13 protein-coding genes are annotated in these 14,064 nt (G+C 69.9%); 3 read left to right on the forward strand and 10 right to left on the reverse strand.

Translation table 11 applies throughout. The features are described from left to right. Positions 1-33: 33 nt before the first annotated feature. Positions 34-774 carry an SAM-dependent methyltransferase gene (locus ACFWA7_RS20355; protein WP_385824433.1) on the reverse strand — a complete coding sequence of 247 codons (741 nt, stop codon included), beginning with the start codon at positions 772-774 and terminating at the stop codon, positions 34-36. Continuing rightward, positions 749-931 carry a hypothetical protein gene (locus ACFWA7_RS20360; protein WP_385824437.1) on the reverse strand — a complete coding sequence of 61 codons (183 nt, stop codon included), beginning with the start codon at positions 929-931 and terminating at the stop codon, positions 749-751. The genes ACFWA7_RS20355 and ACFWA7_RS20360 overlap by 26 nt, the downstream gene beginning before the upstream one ends. A gap of 162 nt (positions 932-1,093) precedes the next feature. Between ACFWA7_RS20360 and ACFWA7_RS20365 the strand changes: the two genes are divergently transcribed. Continuing rightward, positions 1,094-1,708 (forward strand): dihydrofolate reductase family protein, encoded by a 615-nt coding sequence (locus tag ACFWA7_RS20365; protein WP_385824385.1) that lies wholly within the window; start codon positions 1,094-1,096, stop codon positions 1,706-1,708. Between the two features lie 73 nt (positions 1,709-1,781). Here ACFWA7_RS20365 and ACFWA7_RS20370 read toward each other — a convergent pair whose 3' ends face one another. The 5 genes from ACFWA7_RS20370 to ACFWA7_RS20390 form a co-directional block, all read right to left on the reverse strand. Beyond that, complete coding sequence (locus tag ACFWA7_RS20370; protein ID WP_385824387.1) at positions 1,782-2,144, reverse strand: STAS domain-containing protein; 363 nt, start codon at positions 2,142-2,144, stop codon at positions 1,782-1,784. Next, positions 2,141-3,412, reverse strand: a complete 1,272-nt coding sequence (locus tag ACFWA7_RS20375) for a SpoIIE family protein phosphatase (RefSeq protein WP_385824390.1) — start codon at positions 3,410-3,412, stop codon at positions 2,141-2,143. The genes ACFWA7_RS20370 and ACFWA7_RS20375 overlap by 4 nt, the downstream gene beginning before the upstream one ends. Beyond that, positions 3,412-4,221 carry an alpha/beta fold hydrolase gene (locus ACFWA7_RS20380; RefSeq protein WP_385539671.1) on the reverse strand — a complete coding sequence of 270 codons (810 nt, stop codon included), beginning with the start codon at positions 4,219-4,221 and terminating at the stop codon, positions 3,412-3,414. Before ACFWA7_RS20380 ends, ACFWA7_RS20375 begins: the two co-directional genes overlap by 1 nt. Before the next feature lie 103 nt (positions 4,222-4,324). Beyond that, on the reverse strand, positions 4,325-5,314 hold the full coding sequence (locus ACFWA7_RS20385) for an aldo/keto reductase (RefSeq protein ID WP_385539669.1): 990 nt from the start codon (positions 5,312-5,314) through the stop codon (positions 4,325-4,327). Between the two features lie 461 nt (positions 5,315-5,775). Next, positions 5,776-7,503, reverse strand: coding sequence for a ricin-type beta-trefoil lectin domain protein (locus tag ACFWA7_RS20390; protein ID WP_385824393.1), 1,728 nt, complete (start codon positions 7,501-7,503; stop codon positions 5,776-5,778). 314 nt (positions 7,504-7,817) lie between these two features. On the opposite strand from ACFWA7_RS20390, the gene ACFWA7_RS20395 reads away from it, so the two are divergent. Then, positions 7,818-10,142 (forward strand): beta-galactosidase, encoded by a 2,325-nt coding sequence (locus ACFWA7_RS20395; RefSeq protein WP_385824395.1) that lies wholly within the window; start codon positions 7,818-7,820, stop codon positions 10,140-10,142. Between the two features lie 42 nt (positions 10,143-10,184). Here ACFWA7_RS20395 and gltX read toward each other — a convergent pair whose 3' ends face one another. Further along, positions 10,185-11,549: a glutamate--tRNA ligase gene (gltX, locus tag ACFWA7_RS20400; protein ID WP_385824435.1), complete on the reverse strand. Its 1,365-nt coding sequence runs from the start codon at positions 11,547-11,549 to the stop codon at positions 10,185-10,187. Between the two features lie 235 nt (positions 11,550-11,784). Then, positions 11,785-12,723 (reverse strand): RNA polymerase sigma-70 factor, encoded by a 939-nt coding sequence (locus tag ACFWA7_RS20405; protein ID WP_385824397.1) that lies wholly within the window; start codon positions 12,721-12,723, stop codon positions 11,785-11,787. Between the two features lie 173 nt (positions 12,724-12,896). Between ACFWA7_RS20405 and ACFWA7_RS20410 the strand changes: the two genes are divergently transcribed. Beyond that, complete coding sequence (locus ACFWA7_RS20410) at positions 12,897-13,382, forward strand: carboxymuconolactone decarboxylase family protein (protein WP_385539662.1); 486 nt, start codon at positions 12,897-12,899, stop codon at positions 13,380-13,382. On the opposite strand, the gene ACFWA7_RS20415 is transcribed toward ACFWA7_RS20410, so the two are convergent. Further along, the gene (locus ACFWA7_RS20415; RefSeq protein ID WP_385539660.1) at positions 13,375-14,064 is read right to left on the reverse strand and encodes an HAD family hydrolase; all 690 of its coding nucleotides are present in this window, start codon (positions 14,062-14,064) and stop codon (positions 13,375-13,377) included. The two genes, ACFWA7_RS20410 and ACFWA7_RS20415, sit on opposite strands and share 8 nt — an antisense overlap.

Genomic DNA, 14,064 nt, shown 5'->3' on the forward strand with positions numbered 1-14,064 from the left:
GAACCACCCACGCGGGGCGGGCGGAACCGGGGTTCAGGCGCGGCGGCAGTGGAAGATGCCCCAGCGCAGATGCCCGCGGTGGGCCGCGTCCACCCACAGCGGCAGATTGGCGAGCAGACCGTCGACGTACGCGGGGCTGATGATCTGACGCAGCTCGTGCTCTCGTCGGTGGGTCTCCGCGGTGAGGCGTTCGTAGTGGGTGAGGACTTGGCCGCTGCGGTCGTCGAAGTCGGTGCGGGACAGGCCGAGTCCGGCGAGCGTGTGGCGGTAGAGGTCCGGGGTGGCCAGGGCGTCCACGCCCAGCCGCGACACGGCGGGGCGCAGCGTGCGGACGGGGACGTCCTCGGCGGCCATCAGATCGGTGAAGACGAGAGCCCCTTCCGGCTTGAGGACGCGTACGGCCTCGCTGAGCAGCTGGGTGCGGTCGCCGCTGTGGCAGAAGGCTTCCTGGGACCAGACGACGTCGAAGCGGCGGTCAGGGAAGGGGATGGCGTGGAAGGATCCCGTGACGACCTCGATCAGAGCGCCGAGGCCGCGCGCGGCGTTCGTGGCGCGGTGGCGCTCGTTCTGGGGTTCGCTGAGGTTGAGGGCGACGACGTGGCACCCGAAGCGGTCGGCCAGATAGCGGGTGGCGCCCCCGTAGCCCGACCCGAGGTCCAGCACTGTGCTGTCTGCGGTGAGCAGACCGCTCACCTTGTCCGCGGCCTGCTCGACCGTGCGGCGCGAGGCTGTCGCGATCGACTCCTCGTCATGGCTGTAGATCCCGGTGTGGATGTCCTCGCCCGCACACGGCGTCGTAGAAGGCGTCGACGTCGGCGGTGTCGTAGTAGCTGCGGGTTGCCTGCTCGGAACTCGATGCGCGGTCGTACGGCATGAGTGGTGCTCCTTGCGCGATGGTGCCGGTGCTGTTCTGCCGGTGCTGTTCGGACACCACTTCAACGTATTCGCCGCCGCGGTCACAGAGCGCGAACAAGCCAGCGGGCGAGGTCGTCGTGCCGCCGTGAAATCGACCTTGTCGCCACCGATGAGTTCCCGTGCCCTGCGCCGTCTTACTGGAGCAGACCGCAACGGCGAACCTTCTGGGAGGAACATCATGAGGAAGATCACGGCTGGCCTTTTCATCTCGCTCGACGGGGTCGTGGAGGCGCCCGATCAGTGGCACTTCCCGTACTTCAACGACGAGATGGGTGCGGCCGTCGGCGCGATGCTCGGCACGGCCGACACCGTCCTGTTCGGCCGCAGGACCTACGACAGCTTCGCCGGGGCGTGGCCGGAGCGCGAGGCGGCCGGCGGCGAGGACGCGGGCTTCGCGAAGACGCTCGGTGACGCACGCAAGATCGTGGCGTCGAGCCGGAAACTGGAGTTCACTTGGCGGAATTCCGAGCAGCTGGAGGGCGACCTCGTTGACGCCGTCACCGCCTTGAAGAACGAGCCCGGCGGGGACATCGCCCTCAGCGGCTCGATCTCGGTCGTCCGCCAGCTTCTGGCGGCCGGCCTCCTGGACGAGCTGCATCTGCTGGTGCACCCGCTCGCCGTGCGCAAGGGCATGCGGCTGTTCGACGAGGGCGAGGCGTCGGTACCGCTGAGGCTGATCTCTTCCGAGGCGTTCCAGACCGGGGTACTGCACTTGGTGTACGCCCCGGCGGAGCCGAAGGGCGACGGCACGTACGACGACGCCAAGGGGAATCTGCCCCAAACCGACGAGTAGCGGCACGCGAGGCCCGCGTGGCTGGTCCAACGCGGCCGGCACGTGGACACGCCGGAGACAATCGCGCCCCCGTTCACGGATGGGTCGGGGGCGGCGTCCAGGCGGCTTCGGCTGCTTGTGCGGTGGGGTAGGTGGGGAACACCTGGTCGAGGCCGACCATGTGGAAGATGCGGCTGACCCGAGCGGGGACGGTGGCCAGGGCGATGCCCGCCCGGGCATCGAGAGCGTGGTTGCGGGCGGCGAGCAGCACGGTGATACCGCTGGAGTCGCAGACGGTGATGCCGCTCAGGTCGATGACCAATTGCCGGCCTGCCCCGAGTTCCAGGCCTCGCAGGAGTGCGCGTACGTCGGCGGCGCTGTCGTGGTCGAGCTCTCCGGCCAGTTCGATGACGGGCCCGGCGGGGGTGGTGCGGGTGCGGACGGTCAGTTCGGTCACTGCTGCTCTCCGCTGGGGGCTCGGGGCACGCTGATGGCGAGGACGGCCGTGTCGTCGTCCACTCCGGTGCCGAGGGTGTCGAGCAGGGCGCGGACCGCGGTGACGGTGTGGGCGGCGGTCGTCGGTCCCAGGGCGCGGGCGAAGTCGAGGAGGGCTTCGTCCCCGTAGCGGTCGCCGCCACCGATCTGCGCGGTGTGGGCTTCGGTGAGGCCGTCGGTGTGGAGCAGCAGGGTGTCGCCGGGGTCCAGGCGGACGGCCGTGGTGGCGATGTCGACGTCGGGCAGGACGCCGATGAGCTGCCCTCCGGGGGTGGGCAGATAGTCGGCGCTGCCGTCGGCTCGTATCAACAGGGCCGGAGGGTGACCGCCGCTGGCCAGCGTGATGCGGAAACCGTCCCGGTCGTCGTCGGGGGTGAGCAGTCCGAAGATGACGGTGCAGAACCGTGGGTCGGTGCCGTTGTATTCGTGGTTGAGGACGGTGTTGAGGTTGGCGAGGACGGCGGCCGGGTCGGGGTCGTAGACGGCGGCGGCGCGCAGGGTGTAACGGGCGAGGGAGGTGAGGGCCGCGGCGGCGGTGCCCTTGCCGCAGACATCGCCCAGGAACAGTCCCCACGCTCCGCCGGCGAGGGGGAACAGGTCGTAGAAGTCGCCGCCGACCTCGTCCGTGGAGGCGATGTGGTAGTGCGCGGCCACGTCCAGGCCGGGCACGCTCACCAGGGCCGGGGGCAGCAAGGTCTGCTGCAGGGTGGCGTTGAGGCGCTTGAGTTCCTCGCGTTCGCGTTCCGCTTCCCGGCGTGCGCGCAGCAGTTCGGTCTCGTACGCGCGGCGGTCGCGGGCGTCGAAGACGGTGGTGCGGATGAGCAGCGGCTGCCCGTCGCTGCCCGTCTTGACCGTGGACGTCACCAGCACCGGCAGACGGCTGCCGTCGGCGGCCTTGAGCTCCAGGGCGATCCCGCTGACCTCGCCCTGCATGCGCAGCAGGGGAGCGAAGTGGGTCTCGTGATAGAGGCGGCCTCCCACCGTGAGCAGGTCGGAGAACGTCCTGCGGCCCACCACGTCGTTCCGTGCGTGGCCCAGCCAGTCCAGCAGTGTCGTGTTGATCTTCGCGATCGTGCCGTCCAGGAGTGTGGAGAGGTAGCCGCACGGCGCATGCTCGTACAGGTCCTCGGCACTGTCTTCCAGCAAGGCGGAGAACGCGGCGCCGTCGTCACCCGGCTGCTTTCCGGGAGTCCGGTACTCGCCACTGTCGCCGCCGTTGGCCGGGTACATCAGTGGCCCGCTCGCGCGAAGGCGGTGATCGCGGCAGCCGTTTCCTCGGGTGCGGCGAGCTGGGGGCAGTGCCCGGTCGCGTTGAGCGTGACCAGTCGGCTGCCGGGAACCTGAGCCTGGACGAAGGCTCCGACCTCCGGGGGCGCGATCGCGTCACTCGAACACTGCGCGACCAGGGTGGGCACGGTGACCTTGGCGAGGTCCTCGCGATTGTCGGACAGGAACGTCACCCGGGCGAAGACCCGGGCGATGTCCGGATCGGCGCGGCAGAAGCTGTTGGTCAGCTCCTCGCTCAGTTCCGGACGCTCGGGATTCCCCATGATCACCGGCGCCATGGCGCCCGACCAGCCCAGATAGTTCGCATCCAGCGACTCCAGCAGTTCATCGATGTCCTCGGCGCTGAAGCCGCCCCGATAACCCGTATCCGGATGGTCGATGAAGCACGGAGACGGGGCGAGCAGGACCAGCCGGGCGAACGCCTCCGGCTTCCGCGCCGCGGCCAGTACGCCCATCATCGCGCTCACCGAGTGCCCCACGAACGTCACCGGCCCGAGCGCCAGATCGTGGCAGATCTCCAGTACGTCCTCGGCATACCCCTCCAGTGAGGAATAGCGCTCCGGGCTCCACGCCGACAGATCAGAACGCCCGGCTCCCACATGGTCGAAGAGCACCACGGTGAAGTGCGGCTCCAGAAGCGGTACCACCAGCCGCCACATGTTCTGGTCGCACCCGAACCCGTGCGCCAGCATCACCACCGGCCCCCCCGGCCGACCGGTCACCGTCACATGATTTCTGCCGCGCACCGTCATACGGCACATCCTCGCAGACCGGCCCACGGCCTCGGAGCAGCCACTTCGGTCGCCGGGGCGCTCCCCCGAGGCTGGGACACGGCCGTACGGGTTCAGCAGCGGCTCAGTTGTCGACGAAGGTGAGGCTGGTGGCGTCGTAGCGGGTGCCGGCGATCTGCTCACGCGGGGCGGCGGCCTCGATGGCGGCGAGGTCCTCCGGGGACAGTTCGACGGTCAGGGCCGCGAGGTTCTCCTCCAGGTAACGCTGACGCCGGGTGCCGGGGATCGGCACCACGTCCTGGCCCCGGTGCTGCACCCAGGCCAGGGCGAGCTGCCCGGCGGTGATGCCCTTTGCCGCGGCCAGCTCGTTGAGCTTCGCCACGATCGCCAGGTTCCGGTCGAGGTTGCCGTCGGCGAAGCGCGGCTGGCTGCGCCGGATGTCGGTGGCGTCCAGTCCTTCGACCGAGCTGTACTGGCCGGTCAGGAAGCCACGGCCGAGCGGGGAGAACGGGACGAGGCCGATGCCGAGTTCCCGGCAGACCGGGGCGATCTCCGCCTCCAGATCGCGGGTCCACAGCGACCACTCGCTCTGCAGCGCCGCGATCGGGTGCACCGCGTGCGCCCGCCGGATCGTCCGGGCACCGGCCTCGGAGAGCCCGAGGTGGCGTACCTTCCCCTCGCGCACCAGCTCGGCCATGGCGCCGACGGTCTCCTCGATCGGCACCGTCGGATCGACCCGGTGCTGGTAGTAGAGGTCGATGTGGTCGACCCCGAGCCGGCGTAGCGACGCCTCGCACGCCTGCCGCACGTAGGCGGCGTCCCCGCGGATGCGGGTGGGCTCGCCCAGGCTGTTGGCGAAGCCGAACTTGGTGGCCACCACTACTTCGTCACGGCTCCGCCCGGCAATGGCCCGCCCGATCAACTCCTCGTTGTGACCGGAACCGTAGAAGTCGGAGGTGTCCAGCAAGGTCACCCCGAGGTCGAGGGCGTGGTGCAGTGTCGCTATCGACTGCGTGTCGTCCGTGGCGCCGTAGCCGTGGCTCATGCCCATGCAGCCGAGGCCCTGCGCGGAGACCGCCAGGCTGCCCAGGTAGCGGGTGGGGACAGTGCTCATACTGTTGCCTCCTGAACTCGAAACCATCTGTTCAGGACGCTAGGTGCTGGAGTGCACTCCAAGTCAAACGAATTCCGGCTCCCGCACCTCGGTATACCCGGGGGCCGGCTCCGCAGCCCCCGCCCCTGACCGCCGTCCGACGATCAGATGAAGCGGGCCGCTCGTGTCGCCCACGGCTGAGTGTCGTTGTGTGGGTGAAGCACTTCCGCTTTGCCGTTCGTTGTTCAACAGGGGATCAATAATGCCTCTTATCCGTCCGTTCGTCGTCTCTCGTCGGGCTGAGCGTCGCCCTGACCGTCTCGCCGGGACGGCGGAGCCCGGCCAGACGGCTGCGAAGGGGCTGCGCTTCTTGAGTGTTCGGTTCGGCCGGTAGCAGCGGCGCCGCAGCCCGCCGGACCGTACGCGGCCCGGCGGGCTGGGAGGTCGCGGCCTCGGCGGTGTGCCGTTGACGTGACCGCTTGTCAGTTGGGCAGTGACCAGACCTGGTTGGCCTGGAGGTGGCCGCATGTCCATGTGTCGAGCTTGGTCGCGTCGGCCGTGCCGCCGCCGTACACGTCCAGGCACAGCGCGCTCGCGGCATTGCGGAGTGTGCCGCCGGGGTCGGCGGTCCACTGCTGGGCGGTGGTGCCTGTGCAGGTGGACAGGGTGACGGGGCTGCCGGCGGTGGTGTTGCTCGCGGTGAGGCACTTGCCGAGTGAGCGCAGGGCGCGGTCGGTGCCCGTGGTCCAGCGCTGGTTGGGGTTGCCGGTGCAGGTGTAGAGGATCACCTGGGTGCCGTCGGCGGTGCCGCTGCGGGTGACGTCCGCGCACTTGGCGCCGTTTCCGGTGAGCTGGCCGGTGGGGACGGCAGCGCCGCAGTCGCTGCGCGGGGTGAGGCGCCAGACCGCCGTGCCGTGGGCGGGGACGGTCGCGGTCAGGCTGCCGCCGGCGGTCGAGGTGGCGCCGGTCCACAGATCCTTGGCGGTCACCGTGCAGCCCGGCAGGCCGATGTCGGCGAGCGCGGTGGAGAGGGTACGGGTGGTCGCACTCCGGTTGAGTACGGCGACCGCGCGGTCCCCGTTGGCGAGTGGCCGGGCGAGCACGTCGGTGCTGCCGTCCGTGGACACCACGCCCGCCTGCCGGCCGAGGCTGTCCTGGTCCACCTTGATCAGCTCGGTGTTGCCCAGTGCGGACCGGGCCGCGGGGGTGAGTTTGGCGACGTCCGAGGAGAGGATGAGCGGCGCGGCCATCATCGACCACAGGGCGACCTGGCTGCGGGATTCGTCGTCGGTGAGCCCGCCCGCGCCCGCGATCAGGAAGTCCGGGTCGTTCCAGTTGCCCGGTGAGGCGTAGCGGCCGATCCAGCGGTTGTAGCCGTAGTTGGCGAGCACGCTGGACCAGCGGCTCGTGTTCGGCCGCGCGGGATCGTAGGTGGCGATGTCCCAGCCCTCGCGCCAGAGCTGGCCGTCCGAGCCGACCCAGGACAGCACGTCGAACCAGGTGGAGTCGCCCCATTCGCCGTTCTGGAAGTAGGCGGGCGCCGACTCCGAGAACACGATGTCGCGGCCCGAGCCGCGCAGCGCCGCCGCCTGGGCGTCGTACGCCTGCCGGTACGCCTGCTCCTGCGTCTGGCCCGGGGCCACGTACACATTGCAGCCGTCGAGTTTGAGGTAGTCCACACCCCAGGAGGCGAACGCGGCGGCGTCCTGGGCGAAGTGGTCCGCGCCGCCGCCCTGGGGTCGGCCGCTGCCGGGATAGCCGCCGCAGGTCGACGAGCCCGCGTCCTCGTAGATGCCGAACCGGAGCCCGCGGGCGTGGAGGTACGAGCCGAGCCAGGCCATGCCGTGCGGGAACTTCACGGGGTCGGCGACGAGGTTCCCGTCGGCGTCCCGGGACCGGGTCGTCCAGCAGTCGTCCACGGTCACCGTGGTGTATCCCTTGGCGGCCAGGCCGGTGGAGACGAGGGCGTCGGCATTGGCGGTGACGGTCTGCTCGGTGACGCCGCACTGGTAGTGGGCCCAGTCGTTCCAGCCCATCGGCGGGGTGGGGGCCGGCCCTTGGGCTGCTGCGGAGACGGGGGGCCGGGGTGACGCGGGGGGCGCGGGGGAGGCGTGCGCGCCGGTCGCCGTCGCGAGCGGCGCGCACAGCAGGGCCGCGGCGAATGCGGTCAGGGCGGTGCGTATGCGTGGTGAACGTGGGGGGCGTGGCACGGGGAGCTCCTCTGTGGTGAGAAGGGGACGTGCGGCCATGGCGTGATTGATGGTGCATCGTAGCGCGGAGTTTGAAGCATCTTCAATCACCGTGCAGTCAGCTTGAGTTGATCACGGCCGGGTGTTCGCGGGGGTTCGCAGGCGCGGCTTCCCTAGACGGCATGTTTGATTACGTGCGCTCTTGACGCTTCTTGATCGATTAAATACGTTGCGGCGCAGCGCGACACGGAGACGCGTGTCGTTCCGCTCGCCTCACGTGCCGCCGAATGCCTCATGACCGCCCGCAGTCCGTCTGCCGCTCCCGGGGAGTACGTATGCACCGACGCACCCTGCTGCTCGCCGCCGCCCTGAGCCCCGCGGCCGCGATGGCCGTCTCCGGCAGCCGCGCCTTCGCCACCGGTCGCACCTTCGGCTTCTCTCCCGACGGGTCCCAATTCGTCCTCGACGGCGCCGTGTTCCAGATCCGCAGCGGTGAGATGCACCCCGCTCGCATCCCCGTACCGTACTGGCGCCACCGCATCCAAATGGCCAGAGCCATGGGCCTCAACACCATCGCGCTCTACGTCATGTGGAACTACCTCGAAGAGCGGCCCGGCGTCTTCGACCTCACCACTGACCGGCGCGACTTCGCCGCCTTCATCCGGCTCTGCGCGCAGGAGGGCATGTACGTGCTGCTGCGCCCTGGCCCGTACGTCTGCGGCGAATGGGATCTGGGCGGACTGCCCTCGTACCTCCTGAAGAAGCCGTCGATCCGGCTGCGGGTGAACTCGCGCCAGGACCCGGACTACATGGCGGCCGTGGTCCGGTACGTGAAGGCGATCGCCCCGGTCGTCCGGCCGCTGATGGCCGCCAACGGTGGCCCCATCCTGATGGTGCAGATCGAGAACGAGTACGGCTCGTACGGCAGCGACGGCACATACCTGGAGCAGCTGCGCCAACTGTGGCTCGGGGCAGGTGTGGAGGGGCCGTTCTACACCCAGGACGGGCTCGGCCAGGTCGTGGCGAACCACACGAACGTCACCGGCGGGGCGATCGGTCTCAGCGGCGGGACCTCCTCGGACATCAGGGCCTGCCGCACGGCGTACCCGCGGGTCCCGGCGATGTCGGGGGAGCTCTACCCGGGGTGGCTCACCCACTGGGGCGAGGGCGCTTTCGCCGGGCAGGACACCGACCTCTCCGGGGCGCTGCGGGACCTGATGAACGCCCGGCAGTCGTTCAACCTCTATGTGGTGCACGGCGGCACCAACTTCGGTTACTGGGCCGGTGCCAACGCGAACGACGACGGAAGCGGCTACACCGCCGACATCACCAGCTACGACTACGGGGCGCCGATCACCGAGCAGGGGCGGCCCGCGCCCCGGTACACCGCGTACCGCTCACTCATCGGAAGCTACCCGGGCGTCTCACTGCCGCCGTTGCCGGAACCGGTCCCCACGATCACACGCACCGGAAGCGACGCCCCGATCCCGAGCGCCTACGCCTCGCTGTGGGACAACCTGCCCGCCGCGCTGCCACCCGCGCAGACCATGGCGCCGCAGCCCATGGAGAACTACGGGCAGAACTCCGGGTTCATGCTCTACCGCAAGGTCCTCTCCGGGTACGCGGGAGCCACACTCGACGTCACCTCCGTCCATGACTACGCCACGGTCTTCCTCGACGGGGTCTACCAGGGTGGTATTTCCCGTCCGGCGGTCCCCTCGGCGTACGCGACGCCGCTGAAGGTGACCACGGGCTCGCGTCTGGCGCTGGGATCGGCGGGTCCGAGGCCCACGCTGGACATCCTCGTCGAGGGCATGGGCCGTACGAATTTCGGCCACGGCCTGGTCGACCGCAAGGGCATCACCCAGCAGGTCTCCCTCTCCGGTGCGGGCCCGCTCAACGGCACGCTCAGCGACTGGCAGACATACGCCCTGCCGGTCGACGAGGCCTTCGTCGCGGCGCTGCGCCCGAAGATCAGCCAACCCGGCCGCGCCGGCGTCTTCTTCCGCGCAACGGTCACTCTCGCCCAGACCGGCGACACCTACCTCGACATGTCCGGCTGGACCAAGGGTGCCGTCTGGGTCAACGGCCACAACCTCGGCCGGTACTGGTCGATCGGCCCCCAGCAGCGCCTGTACTGCCCCGCCCCGTGGCTCACCGCCGGACAGAACGAGATCCTCGTCCTCGACCTGCACCAACTGCGCCCGCAGCCCATCCCGTTCCGGGCAAGCCTCGTCGAAACCCCCTGCACTCTCACCAACCGGCGCAGCGGCAAACTCCTCGACGTACCGGACTGGTCAACCGCTTCCGGTGCGCAGCTGAACCAGTGGAGCGGCAACGGCGGCGCCAACCAGCGATGGCGCCGCACCACGGCCGCCGACGGGATCTGCACGTTGACCAACGTCCACTCGGGCCAACTCGTCGACATCCAGGGCAACGCGTCCACCGACGGCACACCGGTCATCCAGTGGCCTGCCAACGGCGGCACCAACCAGCAGTGGCGCCAGGTGCCCACCGGCGACGGTTACGCGAAACTCGTCAGCGTCAGCACCGGGAAGGTGCTCGGGGTGGCCGGCAACGCGACCAGCGACGGTGCGAAGATCGTCGAACAGACCGACACGGGGGATCTCAGCCAGCAGTGGCTCATTGCGTCACTGTGACCGTAAGCGAGTCCGGGCCCGGTGAGGCGGGCCTCGGCCAAGTCAGTCGGTGAGCTTCGTCAGCGCGGCGTCCAGTCGCGCGAGGGTTCGCTCGCGGCCGAGGACCTGTAGGGACTCGAAGAGCGGCAGGCCCACGGTCCGCCCGGTGACCGCGACGCGTACGGGGGCCTGAGCCTTGCCCAGTTTGAGGTCGTGGGCTTCGGCCACCTCCTCCAGGGCCGACTTGAGGGACTCGGTGTCCCACGACGTCTTGGCGTAGCGCTCCCGGGTGTCCTTGACGATCGCGGCGGCGCCCGGCTTCATCGCCTTCGTCCACGACGCCTCGTCGTCCACCGGCGCGTCGAGGAAGAGCCAGTCGACGTACTTGGTGATCTCGCCGAGCACGGTGATGCGTGTCTGTGCCAGCGGTGCCACGGTCGCGAAGGCGGCGGCGTCGAACGACTCGGGTGCCCAGGTCGCGTACGGCTCGGTCAGCCACGGACCGCACGCCTCGATGAACTCGTCGGCCGACAGATCGCGCACGTACGCGCCGTTGAAGGCGGACAGCTTCTTCACGTCGAAGAACGCCGAGGAGCCGTTGACGTCCTTGACCCGGAACAGCCGCTCCAGCTCCTCCTGCGGCCGGATCTCCATGTCGCCGCCGGGGCCCCAGCCCAGCAGCATCAGATAGTTCACCATGGCCTTCGGCAGATAGCCCTCGGCGAGGTAGTCCTCCAGCGCGACCTTGTCGCGCCGCTTGGAGAGCTTCTGGCGCTTCTCGTTGACGATCACCGGCAGATGCGCCCACACCGGCGGTGTCGCACCGAGCGCCTCCCACAGCAGCTGCTGCTTCGGCGTGTTCGACAGGTGCTCCTCGCCCCGGATGACCTGAGTGATCCCTTCGGCCAGGTCGTCCACCACGTTCGCGAGCAAGAAGACCGGCGATCCGTCGCCGCGAGCGATGACGAAGTCCTCGATGGCGGAGTTCGGGAACGCCGGCTCGCCCCGGACCAGGTCCACGACCACGGTCGCGCCCTCGTCGGGCGTACGGAACCGCAGCGCCCGCCCCTGCGCGTACTCCAGGGCGCGCTCCCGGCAGAACCCGTCGTACCCGAGCTGCTGCGACCCGGTCCGCTCCTGGACCTGTTCCCGGGTGCAGTCGCAGTAGTACGCGTGGCCGGACGCGTACAACTGCCGCGCGGCCTCGCGGTGCCGGCCGGCGTTCTGCGACTGGAAGTACGGCCCTTCGAAGGCGGGGTCGGCCTGGGAGATGCCGATCGACGCGAGCGCGCCGATGATCCCGTCCGTCCACTCGGGCTTGTTGCGCGCAGCGTCGGTGTCTTCGATACGGAGGACGAACGTGCCGCCGGACTGCCGCGCGACGGCCCAGTTGTAGAGAGCGGACCGGGCCCCGCCGACGTGGAACATTCCTGTCGGGGAGGGAGCGAAGCGGACACGAACCGGGGTAGTGGGCATGGGGGGAGATTACAGATCTTCGGCGTGGCGCTGCTCCCCGATACCGGCTTGACGCGTGCGTTGGCCGCCGAGGCCCCGTTGCACCGGGATCTGGTGCGATGGACCGGGAGAGCGTATGAGTGGCGGCGCCGACACCGGAGGCGGCACCGCTCCGATACCGGTCGTATGGGGTGACTCGCGTCGTGTTCTAGCGGCGCAAGGTGGTCTCCTGCTGCATGTGCGAGAGTTTCGCGGGATTGCGTACGGCATAGAGGCCGGTGATGAGGCCGTCGTCGATGCGCACCGCCACGACGGTGTCGATCTCGCCGTCGAGCCGGAGGACCAGCGCAGGGTAGGCGTTGACCTGTGCCGGGCGCAGCGACGACGCGCTGATCCTGCCGAGCCCGGCGGCCAGCAGGCGGGCCACCTTGTCGGCCCCCATGACGGGGTGCAGGACGGCTTGCTTGACTCCGCCGCCGTCACCCAGGAAGACGACGTCCGGCGCGAGGATGTCGAGCAGGCTCTGCAGATCGCCTGTTGCCGCCGCTCGTTGGAACGCGTCCAGCGCGTCCCGGGTCTCGGTCGGGGAGACGGTTCCGCGCGGGCGGCGTGCCGTGACGTGTGTCCGTGCCCGGTGGGCGATCTGGCGGACCGCGGCGGGGCTCTTGTCGACGGCTTCGGCGATCTCGTCGTACTCGATGTCGAACACCTCGCGCAGCACGAACACCGCCCGCTCGGTCGGCGTGAGCGTCTCAAGGACCAGCATCATCGCCATCGAGACGCTGTCGGCCAGTTCGACGTCCTCGGCCACGTCGGGCGTGGTGAGCAGTGGCTCGGGCAGCCAGGTGCCGACGTAGGACTCCTTGCGGCGGCCGAGTGTACGCAGCCGGATCAGCGCCTGGCGCGTGGTGATCCGGACCAGGTACGCACGCCGGTCCCGCACCGCGGCGAGATCGACGCCCGCCCACCGCAGCCAGGTCTCCTGCAGGACGTCCTCCGCGTCGGCGGCCGAGCCGAGCATCTCGTAGGCGACGGTGAACAGCAGGTTGCGATGGCTGACGAACGCCTCGGTGGCGGCGTCCGCGCGTCCGCCGCCGGTGAGCTCCCCGGCCGTGTCCTCGGTCCGCTCGGCATGCTCGATCTTCACCAGCTGCTCCTGCCTGTCCGCTGTTGACGGTGTCACGCGCACAAGACACCGCACCCCGCGGTTTTGTGACACCCATCAGCGGTGGCGCTCGTCACACGACCGCCGTGTCACAAGGAGCGCGTCGCCGGCATCTCTTGGTCGTCCAGAGCAACACCACGAGTGAGGACGAAGTCATGGACTCCCGGTTCAACCTGTTCGAGAACGAGCTCGGCTCCAAGTTCGCCAAGCGGTTCGCCAACGCCGCCCTGGTGATCCACCAGTCGTCGCTGCCGGCGTCGACGCAGGAGCTGGTGTCGCTGCGCGCCAGCCAGATCAACGGCTGCGGCTGGTGCATCGACCTGCACACCAAGGAGGCCGCGGCCGCCGGTGAGAGCGCGGTCCGGCTCAACCTGGTGGCTGCCTGGCGCGAGTCCACCGTGTTCACCGAGGCCGAGCAGGCCGCGCTGGCGTTCGCGGAAGAGGGCACCCGGCTCGCCGACGCCCACCAGGGTGTCTCCGACGAGACCTGGGCCCAGGTGCGCAAGCACTACGACGACGACCAGATCGCCGCGCTGGTCTCGTTGACCGCCCTGATCAACGCGGCCAACCGGCTCGCTGTGATGGTGCACCAGAAGGGTGGTTCCTACGAGGTCGGTATGTTCGCGGCCGCGGTCAGCTGACCGGCAGCCGTATCCGGCCCGGGGCCAGGCTCCGCAGCAGCCCCGGGTCGGCCAGGGTGGGATAGACGGCGTCGCCGGTCAGGGCCGGGCCGGGGGAGGAGGGGACGGCGACCACGTACAGGCCCGCGGCCCGGGCGGAGCGGATGCCGATCGCCGAGTCCTCCACCGCCACCGCGCGGCCGGGTGCGACGTGGAGCTGTTCGCAGGCGGTGCGGTAGAGGTCGGGGGCCGGTTTGGGGCGGTCGACGTCGTCGCTGCCGAGGATCAGCTCGAACGCGGCGGCGAGACCGACGTGTTCGAGGTGGCGGACGACGGCGTGGCGCGGCGAGTTGGAGACCACCGCGAGCGGGCGGCTCGTGGACAGCCGGGTGACGAACTCGGCCGCGCCCGGCATGGCGGTGACGCCTTCGTCGAGGCTGTCGTCGACGAAGGCGCGGACCTGTGCGGCGAGCGGTTCGTGCTCGGCCGGCCGGCCGAGCAGTCGGCCCAGGGCCCGGCCCAGCTCCGTGAGGTGCAGTCCGATCAGGGCCAGTCGGTCCGCGTCGCCCAGTGACACTCCGTGCCGGGCGCAGACGGCCGCGCAGGCCCGGTCCCAGTGTGCCTGGGTGTCGACGAGGGTGCCGTCGCAGTCCAGGACCACGGCATCGGTCGGTGGTACGCGGGTGGCGTGTGTACGGGTCAC

The organism is Streptomyces sp. NPDC059994, from assembly GCF_042737755.1.
GTDB lineage: Bacteria > Actinomycetota > Actinomycetes > Streptomycetales > Streptomycetaceae > Streptomyces.

What these genes read in the sequence shown, in the direction of transcription:
- ACFWA7_RS20410 (WP_385539662.1), top strand. Translation starts at nt 12,897, where the DNA reads ATGGACTCCCGGTTCAACCTGTTCGAGAACGAGCTCGGCTCCAAGTTC.
- ACFWA7_RS20395 (WP_385824395.1), top strand. Translation starts at nt 7,818, where the DNA reads ATGCACCGACGCACCCTGCTGCTCGCCGCCGCCCTGAGCCCCGCGGCC.
- ACFWA7_RS20385 (WP_385539669.1), bottom strand. Translation starts at nt 5,314, where the DNA reads ATGAGCACTGTCCCCACCCGCTACCTGGGCAGCCTGGCGGTCTCCGCG.
- ACFWA7_RS20380 (WP_385539671.1), bottom strand. Translation starts at nt 4,221, where the DNA reads ATGACGGTGCGCGGCAGAAATCATGTGACGGTGACCGGTCGGCCGGGG.
- ACFWA7_RS20375 (WP_385824390.1), bottom strand. Translation starts at nt 3,412, where the DNA reads ATGTACCCGGCCAACGGCGGCGACAGTGGCGAGTACCGGACTCCCGGA.
- ACFWA7_RS20365 (WP_385824385.1), top strand. Translation starts at nt 1,094, where the DNA reads ATGAGGAAGATCACGGCTGGCCTTTTCATCTCGCTCGACGGGGTCGTG.
- gltX (WP_385824435.1), bottom strand. Translation starts at nt 11,549, where the DNA reads ATGTTCCACGTCGGCGGGGCCCGGTCCGCTCTCTACAACTGGGCCGTC.